The organism is Streptomyces sp. NPDC088124 (assembly GCF_040685895.1).
GTDB lineage: Bacteria > Actinomycetota > Actinomycetes > Streptomycetales > Streptomycetaceae > Streptomyces.
Map to the genome: position 1 here is coordinate 1 of NZ_JBFBJB010000100.1, position 18,791 is coordinate 18,791.

The following is an 18,791-nucleotide window of genomic DNA, read 5'->3' on the forward strand; positions in this document are numbered from 1 at the left end:
GCGGGGCACCGCCCCCCCCGGGCCCGCGCCCCCCACGACCTCCCGGGACCCGCCCCCCCCCCCGCCCCCCCCCCCCCCCCGCCCCCCCCCGCGCGCCCCCCCCCCGCCGCCCCCCGGCCGGCCGTCCGGGGAGAGCGCGAAGGGGGAGGGGGTGGCGGAGGAGAGGGGCACGAGGTAGGGGCGGCAGCCGAGCGGGAAGGAGAGGTCGCCGGTGTGGACGTCGTACACCGGGTCGAAGCCGCGCCAGGAGAGGAAGGCGAGATAGCGGCCGTCGCTGGTGAAGACCGGATTCTCGTCCTCGAAGCGGCCGTTGGTGACGTCGACGACGGTACGGGCGAAACTCCCGGCGATCTTGGCGAGTTTGATCTGGCGGAGCGAACGGCCGATCCCGGGGTGGGACCAGGCGAGCCAGCCGCCGTCGGGGGAGAAGGCGAGATCGGTGACGGGGCCGTTGATGGAGCGGATCAGCTCGGTGACGATGTCGGGGGCGGTGCCGTCATCGGTACTGTCACCGCCGCCGTCACCGGGGTCCGGGTCCGGATCGGCGCCGGGTTCGGGGGTGGGGGCCCTGCTTTCGGCGCTGCTGTCGTTCCCGCTGTCGCTGTCCTCGCTGCCGTCGCTGTCGTGGTCGCCCGCCGGGTCGCTGTCCGCGTCTTCGGCACTCTTGGCGGCGGGGTCCGTCACCCTCGTGGCGCCCGCCGGCTCGGCGGCGCCTCCGGTCTCCGTACCGGCCGTACCCTCTGCGACCTCCGTGACCCCTGCCGCCTCCCCGATCTCTCCGATCTCCCCGGCCTCCGTGCCCTCCTCCTCGTCCGTCACGTCGACCAGCAGCAGCCGGCCGTCGTGCGCGGCGACCGCGATGGTGGTGCCGTCCGGGTCGGCCACCATGTCCAGGACCCGGCCCAGCCGGCCGGAGGCGAGGCGGCGTGGGGGGCGGTCGCCGGTCGCGCGGGGGAGGTAGGCGATCTCGATCGCGTCCTCGCCGTCCGCGTCCGTGACGTACGCGACCTGGCCGCCGCTGCCGAGCATCACCGGGTTGCGTACCCGTACCCCCGGAGTGTCCGCGATCGTGCGGGCCGGGCCGTCGCGGTGGGTGAGCCAGTAGAGGCTGCCGCGTACGGAGACCGCGCTCGCCCGGCCCGTCAGGTCCACGGAGACGGCGTCGATGTGGCGGGAGGCCGGGACCTGGTAGCCGCGCCGCCCGGCGCGCGGCCCGCCCAGCCGTACGCGCAGCTTGCGCGGCACCGAGTCCGGGGTCAGCGCGTCCACCAGCCAGAGGTCGCCCGCGCACTGGTAGACCACCCGGCGCCCGTCCGACGACGCGTGGCGGGCGTAGAAGGAGTCGTGGTCCGTGTGGCGGGTGAGATCCGTGCCATCGGGGAGGCAGGAGTAGAGATTGCCGACGCCCTCGTGGTCGGAGAGGAACGCGATGCGCCCGCCGACGAACATCGGGCATTCGAGATGGCCGCCGATGTCCGCCAGCAGCCGTTGGCCGTGCAGCCAGAGCCGGCCCATGGCGCCGCCCCGGTACCGCTTCCACGCGGCGGGTTCGTGCGGCGGCTTCCCCGTGAGCAGGAGCGTGCGGCGCTCGCCGCCGTCCGGCTCCGCACCCGGCGCTGCGTCGGTGACCGGCAGGTCCGTGATCGCGATGTCCGACACCGGGCCCCATGGCAGCGCCCCGCCCGGGGAGCCGTCCGTGGGCAGGCTGTAAGCCCAGGCGAAGTACGAGAACGGCTGGCCGTGCGAGGAGACGGCGAGGATCTGAGCCTCGCCGTTCTTGTCGGGGGGCGTCCAGCCGCAGACGCGGGTGTCGGTCGCGCCCCAGTAGGTGAGCCGGCGCGCGGGCCCGCCCTCCACCGGGGCGAGATGGATCTCGGGGTCGAGGCTGCGCCAGTTCGTGTAGGCGATGTGCCGGCCGTCCGGCGAGAAGCGGGGATGGCCGATCCGGGTGCGGTCGACGGTCACCCGCCATGCGCGCTCGGGCTGTTGCCCGGGCGGCACGAGGGGGGCGACCCAGAGGTCGTCCTCGGCCACGAAGCACAGCGAGTCGTCGTGAAGGTGCGGGAAGCGAAGGTACGCGGTCTCGTCACTCACCCCCCAATGCTGCCCTTTGGGTCCGCTCTTCGCCTCCGGGACGGCCTCTTTCGGAACTCCGTTCGGTTGTGCGGGTGGGGTGCGGGCGGCCGTGCGATCGGTGTGTGGGCGGTGTGCGGGCGGCGTGGCCCAGCCCACAAAAGAAACTCTTCCGTTTCGCTGAGCCCCGGTCTATCTTCGTACTGTACGAAACCGTTTCGTTCGCTGGAGGTCGATCGTGGCACGCGGCAGACTCACGCCCGAGCGCGAGTCCGAGCTGTACAACGCCGTGCTCGATCTCCTGCGCGAGGTCGGCTATGACGCCCTCACCATGGACGCCATCGCCACCCGCACCCGTTCCAGCAAAGCCACCCTCTACCGCCAGTGGGGGAGCAAGCCGGAACTGGTCGCCTCTGCCATGCGGTGCACGAAGCCGCATGACATCGGGCAGGTCAACACCGGTTCGCTGCGCGGGGACTTCCTCGCTCTCGTCGGAATGACCGAAGAACACAAGATGGCGGAGGACGCCGCGCTGATGCGGGGTCTGTTCCATGCCGTCCACACCAACCCGGACCTGCTCCAGGCGCTGAGGGAGGTACTCATCGACCCCGAGGTCGCGGCGTTCCACGAGATGGTCCAGCGCGCCGTGGACCGTGGTGAGATCGCCGCCGGCAACCCGGCGGTGAAGTACCTCATCCACATGATGGTCGGCGCCTTCGTCGCACGGCAGCTCATCGAGGACGTACCGCCCGATACCGCCTTCCTTCAGTCGTACCTGGACTCCGTGGTCTTCCCCGCCCTCGGTGTGTGAACCGCCTCAACCTTCCCCGTAACACCTGTAACACCTGTAACACCCGTAACACCCGCAGTACTCACAGCACCCGCAGCACCTGACGCGTATCCGCTCTTCGCCGTCGGGACGGCTCCCCATGCCCTCATCACCCTCCATAGACCCGGGAGTACGCCCTCGTGGCCACGTTTCTCTACAAGCTCGGACGGCTCGCCTTCCGGCGCCGCCGCTATGTCGCCCTGGTGTGGGTGGCACTGCTGGCGCTCGCCGGAGTCGGCGCCGCCACCGCGTCCACCGCCACCTCCAGTTCCTTCTCCATACCGGGTACGGAGGCCCAGAAGGCCTTCGACCTGCTGGAACAACGTTTCCCCGGAGCGAGCGCCGACGGCGCGACCGCCCGCGTCGTCTTCAAGGCCCCCGACGGCGGGAAGATGACCGACGCCGCCAACAAGGCCGAGGTCCAGAAGATCACCGGTGAGCTGAAGAGCGGCTCCGACCAGGTCGCCTCGGTGACCGACCCGTATGCCACGCGGGCCGTCTCGCAGGACGGTACGACGGCCTATCTCTCGGTCTCGTACAAGGTCGACACGGCGAGGCTGACCGACGCGACCCGTGCCGCGCTCGAAGAGACCGGCGGCGACGCCCGGGACCGGGGGATGACGGTGGAGGTCGGCGGGGACGCCCTCCAGGCGGAGCCCGCGATCGGGGGGATCACCGAGGTCATCGGCGTGGCCCTCGCCGCGGTGGTGCTCCTCATCACCTTCGGCTCGCTGGTCGCGGCCGGACTGCCGCTGCTCACCGCGCTCGTCGGGGTCGGCGTCGCCATCTGTGCGATCACGGCGCTGGCCAACCCTCTTGACCTGGGCTCGAACTCCTCCGCCCTCGCGATGATGATCGGCCTCGCGGTCGGTATCGACTACGCGCTGTTCATCGTCTCCCGGTACCGCGCCGAGCTGGCCGAGGGCAGGGAGCGCGAGGAGGCGGCCGGACGGGCCGTCGGCACCGCCGGATCCGCTGTCGTCTTCGCCGGGCTCACGGTCGTGATCGCCCTCGCGGGCCTGGCCGTCGTCAACATCCCCGTGCTCACCAAGATGGGCTTCGCCGCCGCCGGCACGGTGGTACTGGCCGTGCTCATCGCGCTCACCCTCGTCCCGGCGGCGCTCGGCTTCGCGGGCAAGCGGATCCATGGGCGCAAGGCCCGCGCGGCGATGGAGAGCCAGGCCACGGACGTGGCGGCGGGGGAGGGGCCCGACGCTTCCGGGAAGCCCAACATGGGTACCCGCTGGGCGCGCTTCATCCTGCGCCGTCCGGTCGCCGTCCTGGTCACCGCGGTCCTCGGCCTCGGAGTCCTCGCCCTTCCGGCCACCTCCCTGGAGCTGGGCCTGCCGGACGACGGCTCGCAGGCGCCCAGCACCACCCAGCGCAAGGCGTACGACCTGCTCTCCGACGGGTTCGGCCCCGGTTTCAACGGGCCGCTGATCGTCCTGGTCGACGGCAAGGCCGAGAACAACGCCAAGGCGGCGGCCAACACGGTCACCGAGCAGGTGAAGCAGCTGCCCGGCGTCGCGGCCGTCACGCCCGCCACCCTCAACAAGGCCGGCGACACCGCGACCATCACGGTGATCCCCAAGGACCGTCCGTCCTCGGTCGGGACCGAGGAACTGGTCCACTCCATCCGGGACGCGGGCGGCACGATCAAGGCGGACGACGGGGCGGACGTCCTGGTCACCGGCGCCACCGCCATGAACGTGGACTTCGCTCAGAAGGTGAACGACGCGCTGATCCCGTATCTCGCGCTCGTCGTCGGCCTCGCGTTCCTGCTGCTGATGGTGGTCTTCCGGTCGGTCCTCGTGCCCCTCAAGGCGGCCCTCGGCTTCCTGCTCTCCGTCGTCGCCACGCTCGGCGCGGTCGTCGCGGTCTTCCAGTGGGGCTGGCTGGGCAGCCTGTTCGGGGTCGAGCAGACCGGCCCGGTGATGGCGCTGATGCCGATCCTCATGGTGGGCGTGGTCTTCGGCCTCGCGATGGACTACGAGGTCTTCCTCGTCACCCGCATGCGGGAGGCGTACGTCCACGGGGAGCGGCCCGGCGAGGCGATCGTCACCGGCTTCCGGCACAGCGCGCGGGTGGTCACGGCGGCCGCGGCGATCATGATCGCGGTCTTCGCGGGCTTCATCGGTGCCGGTGAGTCGATGATCAAGATGATCGGCTTCGCGCTCGCGTTCGCCGTTCTCGTCGACGCGTTCGTGGTCCGTATGGCCATCGTGCCGGCCGCGCTCGCGCTCCTGGGGAAGAAGGCCTGGTGGCTGCCGCGCTGGCTGGACCGGGCGCTGCCCAACGTGGACGTCGAGGGCGAGGCGCTGAACAAGCACGGCGCGGACGCCCCGAACGGTTCCGGCGGCGGTCGGGACGGCGGTTCGGACCCGGATCGCGAGCTGGTGCGCGTCTGAGGCACCCCTCCAGCTCCGGGGCCCCGACCGAGCGGTGAGGCGGCCCCGGACCGCGCCGGCGCCGTGGGGACGGGAGCCGGGGCAGGCGAGCGGCCCGGTCCGTACCCCCCGAGAGGGGGCGTACGGACCGGGCCGCTCGCGTATGCGGGTAAGCGCCTGTGCGCTGCTTTTGCGTGTGTACAGGCGGCCCCTCAGGTGGTGTGGTGCAGGGGTTTGGTCAGCTTGGTCAGTTCGCTCTCGACCTCGATGTCGTGGCGCTCCTGCCCCGCCGGGACCATCGCGTACGAACGCTTCAGGAACCGGCGCAGCGTCGCGGAGTCGAACTGCACCACCGCCACTCCGTCCGGCGAGTGGAACTCCACCACGGTCTGGGCCCGGCCGCAGGGCCACACCTGGACGTCACCGTCACCGGACGGCAGCCGCAGACCCGAGTCGAGGAGGTCGCGGGCGAAGGCCCAGACCACCTCGCCGCGCTCGCGGTCGGCGGAGACCTCGGGCGGGAACACGACACGCAGGGCGAGCGGATCAGCGCCGTCGTAGCGCAGGGTGACCGGGACGGTCCTGAGATGGGGGGAGTCCGTGACGATACGGGCCTTGGCCGGTTGCTCGACGACGGGAGACATCGACTCACGCCTCCTTAATTATCGGACTTTTAACTCTTAATCGTACATATCACCCAGCGCAAGTGCTGGGGCGGACGTAACTTGCAGTTCATCTGCTCTTGCAACTAGTTCGCAAGAGGCCGGTATCATCAGGCGCCATGCATGTCCCCGACGGATTCATCGACCTGCCCGTCTCCGCCGCCACCGGTGTCGTCGCCGCTGCCGCCGTCGCGGTCAGCCTGCGCGGCGCGCGCCGCGAACTGGACGAGCGCACCGCTCCGCTCGCCGGACTCGTCGCCGCCTTCGTCTTCGCCGTACAGATGCTGAACTTCCCGGTCGCCGCCGGGACCAGCGGCCATCTGCTGGGCGGGGCACTGGCGGCGATACTCGTCGGCCCGTACACCGGCGTCCTCTGCATCTCCGTCGTCCTGCTCATGCAGGGCATCCTCTTCGCCGACGGCGGGCTCACCGCGCTCGGCGTCAACATCACCGACATGGCCGTCGTGACGACCGTCGTCGCGTACGCCCTCTTCCGCGGCCTGGTCAGGATCCTTCCCCGCACCCGCCGCTCGGTGACCGTGGCGTCCTTCGCCGCCGCGCTGCTCTCCGTACCGGCCGCGGCGCTCGCCTTCACCGCTCTCTACGCGATCGGCGGTACGTCGGACGTGCCGCTCGGCAGGACGCTCGCCGCGATGGTCGGCGTCCACCTCGTCATCGGGATCGGCGAGGCCGCGATCACCGCGTTCACCGTCGGCGCCGTCATCGCCGTACGCCCGGACCTGGTGTACGGGGCGCGCGGGCTGACCGCGCCGCTGAAGCTGCGGGTGGGCGGGGAACTGGTCGACGCCGCCCCCGCGTCCGCCCCCGCCGCGCCGGGGCCGGCCCGGTCGGCCCGCCGGGTCTGGGCGGCCGGCCTGGTGACCGCCCTCGTCCTGGCCGGATTCGTCTCCTTCTACGCCTCCGCCGACCCCGACGGCCTGGAGAGGGTCGCCGCCGACCAGGGCATCGACAAGAAGACGGAGCGGCACCACACCGCGGACTCCCCGCTCGCCGACTACGGCGTCAAGGACATCTCCGACGCCCGGATCTCCGGCGGCCTCGCCGGGGTGATCGGGGTGGGCGCCACGGTCGCCGTGGGCAGCGGCGTCTTCTGGGCGGTACGCCGCCGCCGTACCGCCACGGCCGGTGCGTCCGTACCACCGGAAACCGCCTGACATGGGCGCCGGCCACGCGCACCGGCTCTACCTGGGCGTCCACTCGCCGGTCCACGCGCTGCCCCCGCACTGCAAGCTGGTCGCCGTCTTCTGCTTCGTCCTCGTGGTGGTCTCCACCCCGCGCACCGCCGTCTGGGCGTTCGCGCTCCACGCGGCGCTGCTCGCGGGCGTCGCGGCGGTGGCCCGGGTCCCCGCCGGGGCCCTGCTGCGGCGGATGCTGATCGAGGTCCCGTTCGTCGCCTTCGCCGTGCTGATGCCGTTCGTGGTGCCCGGCGAGCAGATCCGGGTGGTGGGCGTCCCGCTGAGTGTGCCCGGCCTCTGGGACGCCTGGAACGTCCTCGCGAAGGGCACGCTGGGCGTCGCCGCGTCCGTACTCCTCGCCTCCACGACCGAACTGCGCGCCCTGCTGCTCGGTCTCCAGCGGCTGCGGCTGCCGCCGCTGCTGGTGCAGATCGCGTCCTTCATGATCCGGTACGGCGATGTCATCACCGACGAGATGCGCCGGATGTCGGTCGCCCGGCGCTCGCGCGGCTTCGAGGCGCGCGGCGTACGGCAGTGGGGTGTGCTGGCGACGTCGGCGGGGGCGCTCTTCATCCGCGCGTACGAGCGCGGGGAGCGGGTGCACCTGGCGATGGTGAGCCGGGGGTACGCGGGCAGCATGCCGGTCATCGACGAGGTGACGGCGTCGCGGGCACAGTGGACGTACGCCGCCGCGCTCCCGGTGACGGCGCTGGTGGTCTGTCTGCTTGGCTGGACCCTATGAGCAGCGAAGACCGTACGACCGAACCCCGGGCGCAGGACACCCCGGAAACACCCCCTCCCTCCCTGGAGGTCGACGGCCTCGCCTACGCGTACCCCGACGGCCATCAGGCGCTCTTCGGCGTCGATCTGCGCGTGGCGCGCGGCGAGCGGGTGGCGCTGCTCGGCCCCAACGGCGCGGGCAAGACCACGCTCGTCCTGCATCTCAACGGCATCCTCACGGCGGGCGCGGGCACCGTCGCGGTGGCCGGGCTGTCCGTGGGCAAGCGGCAACTCGCCGAGATCCGGCGCCGGGTCGGCATCGTCTTCCAGGACCCGGACGACCAGCTCTTCATGCCGACCGTGCGGGAGGACGTGGCCTTCGGCCCGGCCGCCGCCGGGGTGCGCGGTGCCGAGCTGGAGGCCAGGGTGATGAGCGCGCTGAGCCGGGTCGGGATGGCGGCGTACGCGGACCGGCCGCCGCACCACCTCTCCTTCGGGCAGCGGCGGCGGGTCGCGGTGGCGACCGTCCTGGTGATGGAGCCGGAGATCCTGGTCCTGGACGAGCCCTCGTCGAATCTGGATCCGGCGTCGCGCCGTGAACTCGCCGACATCCTGCGCTCGTTGGACACCACCGTGCTGATGGTCACACACGATCTCCCGTACGCGCTCGAACTCTGCCCGCGCTCCGTGATCCTGAGCGACGGCGTCATCGTCGCGGACGGTCCGACGGGTGAACTCCTCGGTGACGAAGAGCTGATGGGAGCGCATCGGCTGGAGCTGCCGTTCGGCTTCGACCCCCGGACCGTACGGGCGCGCACCCCAGGTTAAGAGTCGGTTTCGCGGCGGCTTTCCGGCACCGGGGCCGTTGTGCCGGATCGTGTCGCACCCCTGGCCCGTTGCACCATAGAGGGGGCCGTGCCGACGGGGTGCGGCGGGAGATCACGGGCAGGGGTATGGGCGTGGACGTCCAGGGCACGGTGACGGCGGGCTTCGAGCCGGTCAGGGACGCTTTCGTACGGAACTTCGAACGGCTCGGTGAACGCGGGGCGGCGGTCGCCGTCTACCGGGACGGCCAGAAGGTCGTCGACCTCTGGGCCGGCACGCGCGACGCCGACAGCGGCGGGAACCACGAGGAGGGCGGTGCGCAGACGGCGGCGCCGTGGGCGCTGGACACCGCGCAGGTCGTCCACTCCGCGACGAAGGGCATCGCCGCCGCCGTACCGCTCCTGCTCCACCAGCGCGGACAGATCGACCTGGACGCGCCGGTCGGCACGTACTGGCCGGAGTTCAAGGCCGCCGGCAAGGAGCGGGTCCTCGTACGGCACCTCCTCGCGCACCGCGCCGGACTGCCGGTGCTCGACCGCACGCTCACCCCGGCCGAGGCCGTCGACGGCGAGTCCGGACCGCGCGCGGTCGCCGCGCAGCGCCCCCTGTGGGAGCCGGGCACCGACCACGGCTACCACCCGCACACCTACAGCTGGCTCATCGGCGAGCTGGTCAAGCGGGTCACGGGACGCGGCGTCGGCCGCTGGATCGCCGAGGAGATCGCCCGCCCGCTGGGCCTGGACTTCTGGATCGGCCTGCCCGAGGAGGAGGCCCACCGCGTCGGCAGGACCGGCCGGATCGAGGAGCCCTCGGCGGTCGGCGGGGCGCTGCGGCTGCGGCCCAAGCGGTCCGTGTCGGAGGCGTACCGGAACCCGGAGTCGCTCACGCGCCGCGCCTTCGACGTCGTGGCGCCGCGCTTCGACGAGAACGACCCGGTGTACCGCGCCGCCGAACTCCCCGGCTCCGGCGGTATCTCGACCGCCCGGGCACTGGCCCGCTGCTACGCGGCGATGATCGGCCCGGTCGACGGCCACCGGCTGTTCGCCCCGGCGACGCTGACCCTGGCCCGCACCGAGGAATCGGCGGGCCCGGACCGCGTCCTGGTCGTCAACACCCGCTTCGGACTGGGCTTCATGCTGCACGGCCCGGCCGCGCCCCTGCTGGCCCCGGGCTCCTTCGGCCACCCGGGCAGCGGCGGCTCGCTGGGCTTCGCGGACCCGGAGTCGGGGATCGCGTTCGGTTACGTCACCAACGGCCTGCGCAGAGGCGTGACGGCGGACGCCCGGCCCCAGGCACTGGTGCGGGCGGTACGGATGGCGACATCATCGCCGGATGGAGCAGCCGAGCAGTCAGGGACGGGGCCGGGTACCGGGCCGGGACCGGGGACAGAAGCAGCCGGCCGGGCGAGCTGAGAGGGCGGTACGGGGGACCCGGCGGCCAAGGCGAGCCTGACCCGTACCCTGGCCGGTCACGCGTCACCGCGTGGGGTACGGGTCAACCTCGTCGAGCCGGGCACGGTCCGGCTGCCCTCGCCGCGGTGCGCGTCAGTCCTTGGACGGCTCCACATTGGTGACGTCCACGGCCCGGCGCAGTGTTCTGGCGAGTTGGACGCCGTCGCCCACGGACCAGAAGTGGGTGAAGAAGAGACGAGGTTCCTCGGACAGACCGTGGTTGTGGAGTTCGACGAGGCAGATGTTGCCACTTCGCAGGATCTTGTGGACCGCCTGGACCTCCGAGGCGATCATGACGAAGTCGCCGTTGACCGCGGCCTTTCCACCGCCCAGGGGCTGGAAGTTGAAGGCCGAGGTCGAACCGAGCCCCGGGGGGAGCACCATGTTGCGCTCGATGATCGTCTCGCGGCGGGCGAAGACGGACTTGTAGATCCCGCCGTCGTTGAGGCCCGTGGTGCCCAGTGCGGTGTCCATCGCCTCGACGTCCAGATCGAGGGGCGGCGGCTTCTCCACCGGAACGGCGGGCGGGGTGGCGGTGGCGTCGAACGCGGCGCGGAAGCCGCGGGCCATGGCCGCCGGGTCGTGGCCGTGGGTGTGCACATGGGTCCACCAGACGTCGGGGTCATGCGCGAGCAGATGCTTGTGGAGCGCGGTCTGGGCGATGCCGTGCTCGATCAGGACGTCGCTCGTCCGCTGCAACTCGTCCTCGGTGAGCGCCATGTCGCCCATGGCGATCGTGGAGCCGTCGGCGTAGCGGATGAAGCCGATGTGCGATGCGAGGGCGAGCCCCGGGGACACCTCGATCCCCTGCGAGACCACGCGCAGGTCGTTGCGGGGGAAGCGGGTGCGGTACATGACCTTGTTCAGCAGATTGCCCGGCCGGCCCATCGCCTTCTCGACGGCCTTCCAGTCCTCCAGGGTGGTGGTCACCGGCCGCACCGGCTCGGGGGCACCCCCACCGGAGCCGTACCGTCCGCTCACCTTGTCCCGTGCCCCGGCGAGGGCGGGACCCGTACCGGCGACGGCCACCACCGGCGCGAAAGCGGCGGCGGTGGCCAGCAGCCGGCGCCGTGGTGTGAAGGGGGCTCTGTCCTGCACGTTCTCGTTCTGATGGGATTTTCTGATCATCAGATTTACACCTCCGCGTTGGATGAGAACACGACGGGCGGTGCGGAATCGTGAACCACCGGACAGCGCGTCAGGCGTGTTGCGAAGGTCGGACCTGAATGGGGTACCGGGCGGCTGTGCGGCGGCTACGCGTGAGGTGCGCCCGGAGGGCGTTATCCGGAGACGGCCGCGACGGTGCGGTAAGGCGTACAGGCGGTGGCCTCGGGGCCCTGGAGCACGCCGGGGAGGGCCTGTATCTCACGGCCGAGCGCCGCCTGGTCCTCGTCGGTGGCGAGGAACTCCCGGTAGCTCTTCTCGTCGGACCAGTGGGCGACGAGGATCACCTGTCCGCCGTCGTCGCTGAGGTTGATGGCCGCGGAGACGAATCCGGCACGGTGCCGTATCCGGCTCTCGGCGCCCTTCAGGAACAGGTCCGCCACGATGCTCTGGGTCTCGGGGCCGTCGACGCGGGTGGTGATGACGGCGGTGAAGGTGTGCGCGCTCTTGAGCTGTTCGGACATCGTGCCTCCTGTGGTGCGGCTCAACTGATGTGCCGTGCACGGCGAAGTACGGATCCGGCCGGGATGTGACTCAATCAGGCACCGGGGATGGCCGTTGCGGAGCCTCAGCGGCCGGTCCCGATGGGTGTGTCGGGGATCGACTCCAGGAGCCGGGCCCACTCGGGCGACCGCGCCACCCGGGCGAGATGCAACTCCGTGATCCTCTCGGCCAGGCCGGGGTCCATGTCGTCCGACAGCCGGACCGGCGAGAGCCGTTCAAGGTGCGGGAAGATGCCGAGATCGCCTTCGATCAGCACCGGATCGTTCATGTACCGCTCCATCGCCGCCAGGTCCTCGATCCCCGCGCAGTACGTGTGCGTGTAGCCCTCGGCGGGATCGCCCAGATCCTGGCCGACGACGCCGAACGACGTCGATTCGAGGGTCGAGATGCGGCGCATGGTGGCCAGGACGGCGGCCTTGTCCTCGTCGGACGTGCCGGCCTTGAAGCTGAAACGGAGAATGTTGACGATCACGGGGCTTCTCCTCTCATTTGAACCTACTGGTTCAACTTGATGTCCGACGCAGTAAAGCACGGATCAGTCCATGTGAATGAACCAGTTGGTTCAGTAGTTTGAGGATTACGGCCCGGTCGAGGTGCCTCGTGGCGACCTGGGGTACCTTGCGGAGGTGACCGGAGTGGCAGCCTCGCGAGGGCGTATCGACAAGCGACAGGCCATCCTGGACGCCGCCTTCGCGGTCTTCGCGCGTCAGGGGTACGAGGGCGCGTGCGTGCAGCGCATCGCCACCGAGGCGGGCGTCGCGAAGCCGACGGTGTACAACCACCTGACGGACAAGGAGAACCTGTTCCGTCATACGGTGCTGGCGGCGGCCGACGCGGTGATGGCGGACAACCTGGCCGTCGTGGAACGGATGCGCACCCCCGGCACCGATCTGCGCGCGGCGCTGGAGGACACGGCGTACCGCCTGCTCCAGGTCAGCGGCGGCGAGCGCGCCCGCGCGCTGCGCCGGCTGACGTACGCCCAGGTCGCCGGGTTCCCCGACCTGACCGAGACCGTCCAGGACCGCACCGGCAGCCGCCTCACCGAAGCCCTGGCCGACCGGCTGGCCCGCCTCTCCCTCGCCGGGCGGCTGCGCCCCTGCGACCCGTCGGTGGCGGCGGAACAACTCCTCGCGCTGCTCACGGCCCCGATGGAGTCCCGTACGAAACTGGGCACCCGCAAGGTTCCGGCGGCGGAGACACGGGCGGTGGCGAGGTCGGCGGTGGACACATTCCTGAGGGCGTACGGCCCGGAGCCGGGCGCCTAGGGCGTGTTGCGAAAGTAGCGCCGTCCGCCCGCAGGGCGGGGCTTGCGGCGTCTGGTGCGTGCGATCGCAAGGCGGAGGATCGTCCTCGTACTGGACGTACTTGGACGACTCCGACAACGCAGCGAGCGTGCGTACCAGGCGTCGCGAGCCAGGCGGGACTTTCGAAACACGCCCTAGCCCGAAGCGGCGTGCCTGGCCCGGAGCCGAGCGCCTGGCCCGAGCATCGACACCGGGAGGGGGCGGGCCCGGTGAACAGCACAGCGCCGGCGCGCCCCAGTTGCCCTGCGGTCTCGCCGATAGGCCAGGGGGCGGCATATGTTGGCCGGATGAGTGAGCGCGGGATGCAGGAGCCTACCCTCTTGGTGCTGACGGCTCTGGCTGATGAGCCGCGGCACGGTTATGCCATCGCCCAGGAGGTGAAGGCGCTCTCCGGGGGCCGGGTGGTGCTGCGTACCGGCACGCTCTACGGAGCCCTCGACCGGTTGCTGAGGGACGGGCTGATCCAGGTGCACCGTGAGGAGATCGTCGACGGGCGGGCCCGCAAGGTCTACACGCTGGCACCCCCGGGGCGGGAGCGGCTGGCGGCGGAGGCGGAACGGATGGCCGCGACGGCCCGTGAGGCCACGCGGCGGCTGGGTCTCTCCGGGTCCGGGTCCGGGACAGGGGCCGGGGCCGTCGCGGGGGTTGCGGTGGCGCCGGCGTGATGGGGCTGCTGCTGCGCCTGTATCCCCGGGAGTACCGCCGCGAATTCGGAGCGGAAATCGTCGCCGTCCATGAACAGGCGGCGGCGGAGGCGTCTCCCGCGGGCAGGCTCCGGGAGGTCGCCGACATCGCCGGGCACGCGGTGCGGATGCGGCTGGGGGTGAGTTCGGCGACGGCCGCGGGGCGGCTGCTGGCGAGCGCGGCGCCGTTCGCGGTGGGCGCGGCGGTGGCCGGTTCCGCGGTGCGTCTGAGCCGCTGGGGCATCGCGGCGGTCGTCTCGCCGGGCCCGGTGTATTTCTCCGCCGACGCGTGGGGCGCGCTCCTGCTCGCCTCCGTGCTGGTTCTCGTCGGGGGTGTCACGGCGCTCACCGGGCGGTGGCCCGCCGGGGCGGCCGTGCTCACCGCCGGACTCCTGGCGGTTGCCGTCGCCGCCGTGGTCAGCGGGCCCGCGTTCGGCGACCCGGTCGTCACCCCGGCCATGGCGCTGCTCACCGTCCTCGTCGTACTGGCCTGTCCGCCCGATTTGCGGCCGGGGGCCGGGCCGTGTGCGGTGGCCGGTGCGATGGCCGCCGTCGCGTGGCTCCCCGTCACCGCGGTCCACACCGGCGCCATGCCGGTCAGCACCGACTACGGCCTGTGGCCTCTCCTCGTTCTCGCCGCCACTGGCCTCGTGGTCACCGCCCTCGCGGCCACCGGCCTCGCGACAACGTGGTCGGCCGGGATGTCACCGGCCTTTGCCGTGATCGCGGCCGGGCCGCCCTTCCTGGCTCATGCCTACACCACGGGAGGCTGGGTCCAACTGCTGGCCGGAGTGGGCATCGCTGTTGCCGTGCCCCCGGTCGGCGCGCTGGTGGCGGGCGCGCGACGATTCCGTCTTCGCGGGTGACGGCGGTACAGGTCCCGCACTGACGGGACCGGGCGAGACAGGGCGGGACCCCGGGCGGGACCGTTACCGGGGTGGAGGGCGAAGCCTTTTGCTCATAGTCCGTTGAGCGGAATATGCTCCCGGGGGACATATCCCATCTGCCCGTACACGGGAGAGACTCCTCGATGCCGTTCACGCTCTCCCACCCCGCGGCCGTCCTGCCACTGCTGCGCCACCCGTTCTCCCCGGCCGCCCTGGTCTGCGGAGCCATGGCCCCGGACATGCCGTACTTCCTCGTCGCCGCGCGGATACCGGTGAGCGCCCAGTCCTGGTACGAGCCGTTCCTCAACGCCACCTACTCGCACACGCTGCCCGGTGTCACCGTGGCGGTGCCGTTCGCCCTGGCCCTCCTGGCGCTGTACCGGCTGGTGCGTCCCCCGGCCGTCGCCCTGCTGCCCGCACGGTTCTCGCCGGACGGACCGGCCGACCGCGGCGGTAAGGGCTTCCGCCCGCGCCGGGCGGGCTGGGTCCTGCTGTCCGCCCTGACCGGCGTCCTGACCCACCTGCTCTGGGACTCCTTCACCCACGCGGACGGTTACGCGGTCACCCACCTGAGTGTCCTGCGGGCGCACCTCACGGGGGATCTCACCGTGGCGCGGGTGGTGCAGCACCTCAGCACGGCCGGGGGCCTGGTCGCCGTCGCGGCGCACCTCTGGCGCCGGCTGCGCCGCGCCCCGGCCCGTGACGCGGGCCGGAGCGTCCTTCCGGCGACGGCCCGCCGGGGCATCGGGGCGGCGCTGGCCGTCGCCGTCCTCGCAGGCGCCGTGGCCAACACGCGGAGCCTGGAGGAGTACCGGGGCGGACCGGCCGCCGCCGACCGGATCCCCACGCGGCAGACGGTGGAGGCGGTCCTCTCCGACGCGGTGACGGGCGCCGGCGTGGCGCTGGCCTGCGCGCTCGTCCTGTACGCCGCCGCCTGGTGGACGTACCGGACGATCCGGCCCGCCGTACCGCACGACGACGTACGGGTACACCAAAACCGTTGACCGGCGCCGTACCTGCGCCCGGCCGGAAACGGCCCCGGCGGTGGGGGCGAACCGGCGACCTGCCGTACGTTCGCTCCCACCGCCGGGAACCGCACTGTGTCGGAAACCACCCCGTCCCGGAGTCACCCCGTCCCTGAGCTGGACCGCGTCAGTGTGCGGCGATCTGCTGGAGTGCCGCGCCCTGGTAGCGGGCACCGGCGTTCCAGAGGATGAAGGAGTTCATCTTGTTGGCCGCCGCGGCCTTGATCTGTTCGGCCACCTGGGCCGGCCCGTACCGGCTGCCCATCGAGAAGTCCTGGAGCCACGGGACGATCTCGGTCTGGGTGCCCTTCGCCAGACGGGCGAAGTCGGCGAGCGAGCGCTGCACGATCGCGTACGGAGCGGTGTCCGGGTTGGCGACGCCGTACTCACCGGGCCCCCAGTGGGACGGGTAGACCATCGGCGCGATGTAGTCGCTCACCTTGACCAGGCCCTTGATGTCCTGGGCGATCTCCAGCGGCCGGGTGGCCGCTATGCCGAAGACGGAGACACCGAGGTACTTGTTGTGCGGGCGCAGCGCGGTCCGGGTGTCGGCGACGAACGAGGTGATGGACTGCTCGGGCGTGGCGGACCCGATGCCCGGGAACCGCATCCGCGACAGCGGGCCGTCGGGGCGGCGCACGTAGTCGTAGAGGATGTCGTCGAAGCCGAGCTGTGCCGCTTCGACGGCGAGGTCCTGGTTGTACTTGCGGACCGCGGGGTCGGCGAAGTTGGTGAAGGACAGGTTCCCGTAGTGGCCGCCGTTGTAGGCCTCTCCGGAGGGGGTCTGCACGACCTGGTTGCGCCGGCCGGCCTTCCAGGCCGCCGCGCCGAGCTTGGGGTCGCGGAAGGCGACGATACGGCCGATGACCTGGGCGCCGGCGGAGTGGAGCTCGGCGATCGCCTTCCGGGCGTCGTAGTACCCCTTGGCGGCGCCGATCTCACGGGCCAGCGGCACCTGGGAGGCGTACCCGACCTCGCCGTCCTCGTCCTTGATGTCCAGTTCCACGGCGTTGAGCTTGCCGCTGCGGACCAGCGCGAGGATGTTGTCGTGCAGCGTCTTGTCGCCCCAGCCGATGGCGGTGATGTGCGCGGCGCGGATCATGGGACGACGGCCCCGGGTGGACACGGTCCGGGTGGTGGTGTTCCCGGCGCGGTCCACGGCGCTGATCGTCACGGAGGGGGTGCCCTTGGGCACCTTGATCTTGAAGGCGCCGGACTTGTCGACCGGAACCTCCTTGCCGTCGACGGTCACCTTGGCGTCGGTGGAGGCCTTGCCGGTGACGGTCACGGGGGAGGCGGCGTTCTTGACCACGGGGTCGGTCACCTTCAGCGCGGGGGCCTTGGTGTCCACCGTGAAACCCACGACCTTCTGGTACGAGGCGAAGGGGAGGCTGCTGTCGCCCGCCACCACCAGGGTGTGCTTGCCCTCGCCCAGACGGGGGATGCCCAGCTTCAGACGGGCGCCCTCGGCGGTGACGGGAACCGCCGTGCCGTCGAGGGTGACGCGCACCTTGTCCTTGCGGCCGGCCGCCTTGGCATTGAGGTACGCGCTGAGCTGCCCGGCCTTGCGCCCGTCGAGGAAGGCGCCGTCGGCGAGACCCTGCACGGCGGGTCCCGGCGTGAGGAAGGTCCAGGCGCCGACGCCGGCTCCGGCCAGGGAGAGTGCCGCGGCCATCGCTATCAGGGCGCGCCGGCGGGCGGGACGGCGCGACGGGTAGGAGGGGGTGGAGTTCGCTATGTATCGCGTTTTCGTGACCATCATGCGCCCTTCGTGCTGTGGCCGGGCCGGCCGCCGTTGCGGCTGCGCTCGGTGGTGCCTCCATTGATTGCCGCCGGAGCGTCAGTACTCCTGTCTCCGGCCGGAATTCACACGAACGGCCGCGTTCGGCCCCGGCGTGGTGGCTGCGCCATCCAGGCGACGGTGCGATACGGGGGCTCCCGCCGCCGGTAAGGATGCCGCGACACGTTCGCCTTGGAGGTCCCTCATGCGCCACCCGCTCGTCCCGCTCTGCGCCCTGGCGGGCGCCGCTCTGCTCGCCTCGGGCTGTTCCTCGGGGTCGTCACCGGCCACCGGAGGGCAGCAGGCGGCGGCCTCACCGGCGGCCCGCGTCGCCCTGAAAGACCCGGCGGAGGTCGGCGCCAACGAGCTCGGCCAGGTGCCGGTGCTGATGTACCACCAGCTCTCCGAGAAGCCGGCCAGCGTCTACGACCGCACCCCGGCCGATTTCCGGGCCGAGCTGGAGCGGCTCGCCCGGGAGAAGTACGTTCCGGTCACCGCCCGGGACTTCCAGACGGGCCGCATCGACATTCCGGCCGGCACGCACCCGGTGGTCCTCACGTTCGACGACTCGACCAACAGCCAGGTCCGCCTGGGCGCGGACGGCAATCCGGTGCCGGGCACGGCCGTCGCCATCCTGGCGGAGACGGCGAAGAAGTACCCCGGGTTCAAGCCGGTGGCGACCTTCTTCGTCAACGCGGACGCCTTCTCGGCCACCGGTCCCGCCAAGGCGCTGACCTGGCTGAAGAAGCACGGGTACGAGATCGGCAACCACACCGACCGCCACCAGAACCTGCGCTCCCTGGACCAGGCGGGCGCCTCGAAGGCGATCGCCGCCGGACAGCAGGCGATCACGAAGGCCGCGCCCGGGTCCGGGGTCACCTCGCTCGCCCTCCCCTTCGGGGCCATGCCCCAGGAGGCCGGGGTCGCCGCGCGGGGCACCGGCTACCGCTACGACGGGGTGTACCTGGTGGGGTCCAACCCCTCGGTCTCGCCGTTCGACAAGGCCTTCACTCCCGGCGCGATCCCGCGGATCCGCTCGGCGGGACCCAAGGACCAGGACGCCGAGTTCGGTTCGTCACGCTGGCTGGACAAGCTCGCCGAGGGGAAGAACTGGTACGTCTCGGACGGCGACCCGAACACGGTCGCCTTCCCGCGCGTCGCGCAGGACCAGGTGGCACCGGCCTTCGCGAAGCGGGCCAAGCCGTACTAGTACTCCAGTCTGACTTCGCGATCTTGAGTCGGGCCCGGCTGGGAACGGGTACGGCCACCGCGTGATCATCGGGGGTTGTGTGGACTCCTGA

At 71.7% G+C, this 18,791-nt stretch carries 16 protein-coding genes and 2 pseudogenes; 12 read left to right on the top strand and 6 right to left on the bottom strand.

Annotation, left to right across the window (positions count from 1 at the left end; all coding sequences use genetic code 11):
* Positions 1 to 2,094: pseudogene (locus AB0P17_RS41925) on the bottom strand (peptidase S41); the annotation flags it as partial.
* A 217-nt stretch (positions 2,095 to 2,311) separates the two neighbouring features.
* Between AB0P17_RS41925 and AB0P17_RS41930 the strand changes: the two are divergent.
* Together AB0P17_RS41930 and AB0P17_RS41935 are read left to right on the top strand one after the other, a co-directional pair.
* Complete coding sequence (locus tag AB0P17_RS41930) at positions 2,312 to 2,884, top strand: TetR/AcrR family transcriptional regulator (protein WP_365820170.1); 573 nt, start codon at positions 2,312 to 2,314, stop codon at positions 2,882 to 2,884.
* 158 nt (positions 2,885 to 3,042) lie between these two features.
* Positions 3,043 to 5,310 (top strand): MMPL family transporter, encoded by a 2,268-nt coding sequence (locus tag AB0P17_RS41935; RefSeq protein WP_365820172.1) that lies wholly within the window; start codon positions 3,043 to 3,045, stop codon positions 5,308 to 5,310.
* 191 nt (positions 5,311 to 5,501) lie between these two features.
* On the opposite strand, the gene AB0P17_RS41940 is transcribed toward AB0P17_RS41935, so the two are convergent.
* Positions 5,502 to 5,933: an SsgA family sporulation/cell division regulator gene (locus tag AB0P17_RS41940; RefSeq protein WP_365820174.1), complete on the bottom strand. Its 432-nt coding sequence runs from the start codon at positions 5,931 to 5,933 to the stop codon at positions 5,502 to 5,504.
* Positions 5,934 to 6,070: 137 nt separating this feature from the next.
* On the opposite strand from AB0P17_RS41940, the gene AB0P17_RS41945 reads away from it, so the two are divergent.
* From AB0P17_RS41945 to AB0P17_RS41965, 5 genes and pseudogenes are all read left to right on the top strand, one after another.
* Positions 6,071 to 7,126 carry an energy-coupling factor ABC transporter permease gene (locus AB0P17_RS41945; protein WP_365820176.1) on the top strand — a complete coding sequence of 352 codons (1,056 nt, stop codon included), beginning with the start codon at positions 6,071 to 6,073 and terminating at the stop codon, positions 7,124 to 7,126.
* A 1-nt stretch (position 7,127) separates the two neighbouring features.
* A complete protein-coding gene (gene cbiQ, locus AB0P17_RS41950) occupies positions 7,128 to 7,889 on the top strand; it encodes a cobalt ECF transporter T component CbiQ (RefSeq protein WP_365820179.1) in 762 nt (253 codons plus the stop codon).
* Positions 7,886 to 8,695, top strand: a complete 810-nt coding sequence (locus AB0P17_RS41955) for an ABC transporter ATP-binding protein (RefSeq protein ID WP_365820181.1) — start codon at positions 7,886 to 7,888, stop codon at positions 8,693 to 8,695. Before cbiQ ends, AB0P17_RS41955 begins: the two co-directional genes overlap by 4 nt.
* A gap of 125 nt (positions 8,696 to 8,820) precedes the next feature.
* The gene (locus AB0P17_RS41960) at positions 8,821 to 10,104 is read left to right on the top strand and encodes a serine hydrolase domain-containing protein (protein WP_365820183.1); all 1,284 of its coding nucleotides are present in this window, start codon (positions 8,821 to 8,823) and stop codon (positions 10,102 to 10,104) included.
* Positions 10,105 to 10,125: 21 nt separating this feature from the next.
* Positions 10,126 to 10,215 (top strand): annotated as a pseudogene (locus AB0P17_RS41965) (oxidoreductase); the annotation flags it as partial.
* Between the two features lie 21 nt (positions 10,216 to 10,236).
* Here AB0P17_RS41965 and AB0P17_RS41970 read toward each other — a convergent pair.
* The 3 genes from AB0P17_RS41970 to AB0P17_RS41980 form a co-directional block, all read right to left on the bottom strand.
* Complete coding sequence (locus tag AB0P17_RS41970; RefSeq protein ID WP_365820185.1) at positions 10,237 to 11,271, bottom strand: DUF1259 domain-containing protein; 1,035 nt, start codon at positions 11,269 to 11,271, stop codon at positions 10,237 to 10,239.
* A gap of 152 nt (positions 11,272 to 11,423) precedes the next feature.
* Positions 11,424 to 11,771: a hypothetical protein gene (locus AB0P17_RS41975; protein WP_365820187.1), complete on the bottom strand. Its 348-nt coding sequence runs from the start codon at positions 11,769 to 11,771 to the stop codon at positions 11,424 to 11,426.
* Between the two features lie 104 nt (positions 11,772 to 11,875).
* Positions 11,876 to 12,283 (bottom strand): Dabb family protein, encoded by a 408-nt coding sequence (locus AB0P17_RS41980; protein WP_365820189.1) that lies wholly within the window; start codon positions 12,281 to 12,283, stop codon positions 11,876 to 11,878.
* A 163-nt stretch (positions 12,284 to 12,446) separates the two neighbouring features.
* Between AB0P17_RS41980 and AB0P17_RS41985 the strand changes: the two genes are divergently transcribed.
* The 4 genes from AB0P17_RS41985 to AB0P17_RS42000 all read left to right on the top strand — a co-directional run bounded on the left by AB0P17_RS41985 (position 12,447) and on the right by AB0P17_RS42000 (position 15,689).
* A complete protein-coding gene (locus tag AB0P17_RS41985; protein WP_365820191.1) occupies positions 12,447 to 13,076 on the top strand; it encodes a TetR/AcrR family transcriptional regulator in 630 nt (209 codons plus the stop codon).
* Between the two features lie 341 nt (positions 13,077 to 13,417).
* Positions 13,418 to 13,780, top strand: coding sequence for a PadR family transcriptional regulator (locus AB0P17_RS41990; protein WP_365820193.1), 363 nt, complete (start codon positions 13,418 to 13,420; stop codon positions 13,778 to 13,780).
* Positions 13,777 to 14,664, top strand: coding sequence for a hypothetical protein (locus tag AB0P17_RS41995; protein WP_365820195.1), 888 nt, complete (start codon positions 13,777 to 13,779; stop codon positions 14,662 to 14,664). Before AB0P17_RS41990 ends, AB0P17_RS41995 begins: the two co-directional genes overlap by 4 nt.
* Before the next feature lie 164 nt (positions 14,665 to 14,828).
* Positions 14,829 to 15,689 carry a DUF4184 family protein gene (locus tag AB0P17_RS42000; protein ID WP_365820197.1) on the top strand — a complete coding sequence of 287 codons (861 nt, stop codon included), beginning with the start codon at positions 14,829 to 14,831 and terminating at the stop codon, positions 15,687 to 15,689.
* Positions 15,690 to 15,837: 148 nt separating this feature from the next.
* Here AB0P17_RS42000 and AB0P17_RS42005 read toward each other — a convergent pair whose 3' ends face one another.
* On the bottom strand, positions 15,838 to 17,472 hold the full coding sequence (locus AB0P17_RS42005) for a putative glycoside hydrolase (RefSeq protein ID WP_365820199.1): 1,635 nt from the start codon (positions 17,470 to 17,472) through the stop codon (positions 15,838 to 15,840).
* A gap of 223 nt (positions 17,473 to 17,695) precedes the next feature.
* Here AB0P17_RS42005 and AB0P17_RS42010 point away from each other — a divergent pair, with 223 nt between their 5' ends.
* Entirely contained in the window at positions 17,696 to 18,700 is a 1,005-nt protein-coding gene (locus AB0P17_RS42010; protein WP_365820201.1) for a polysaccharide deacetylase family protein, read from the top strand.
* The last annotated feature ends 91 nt before the right edge of the window (positions 18,701 to 18,791 follow it).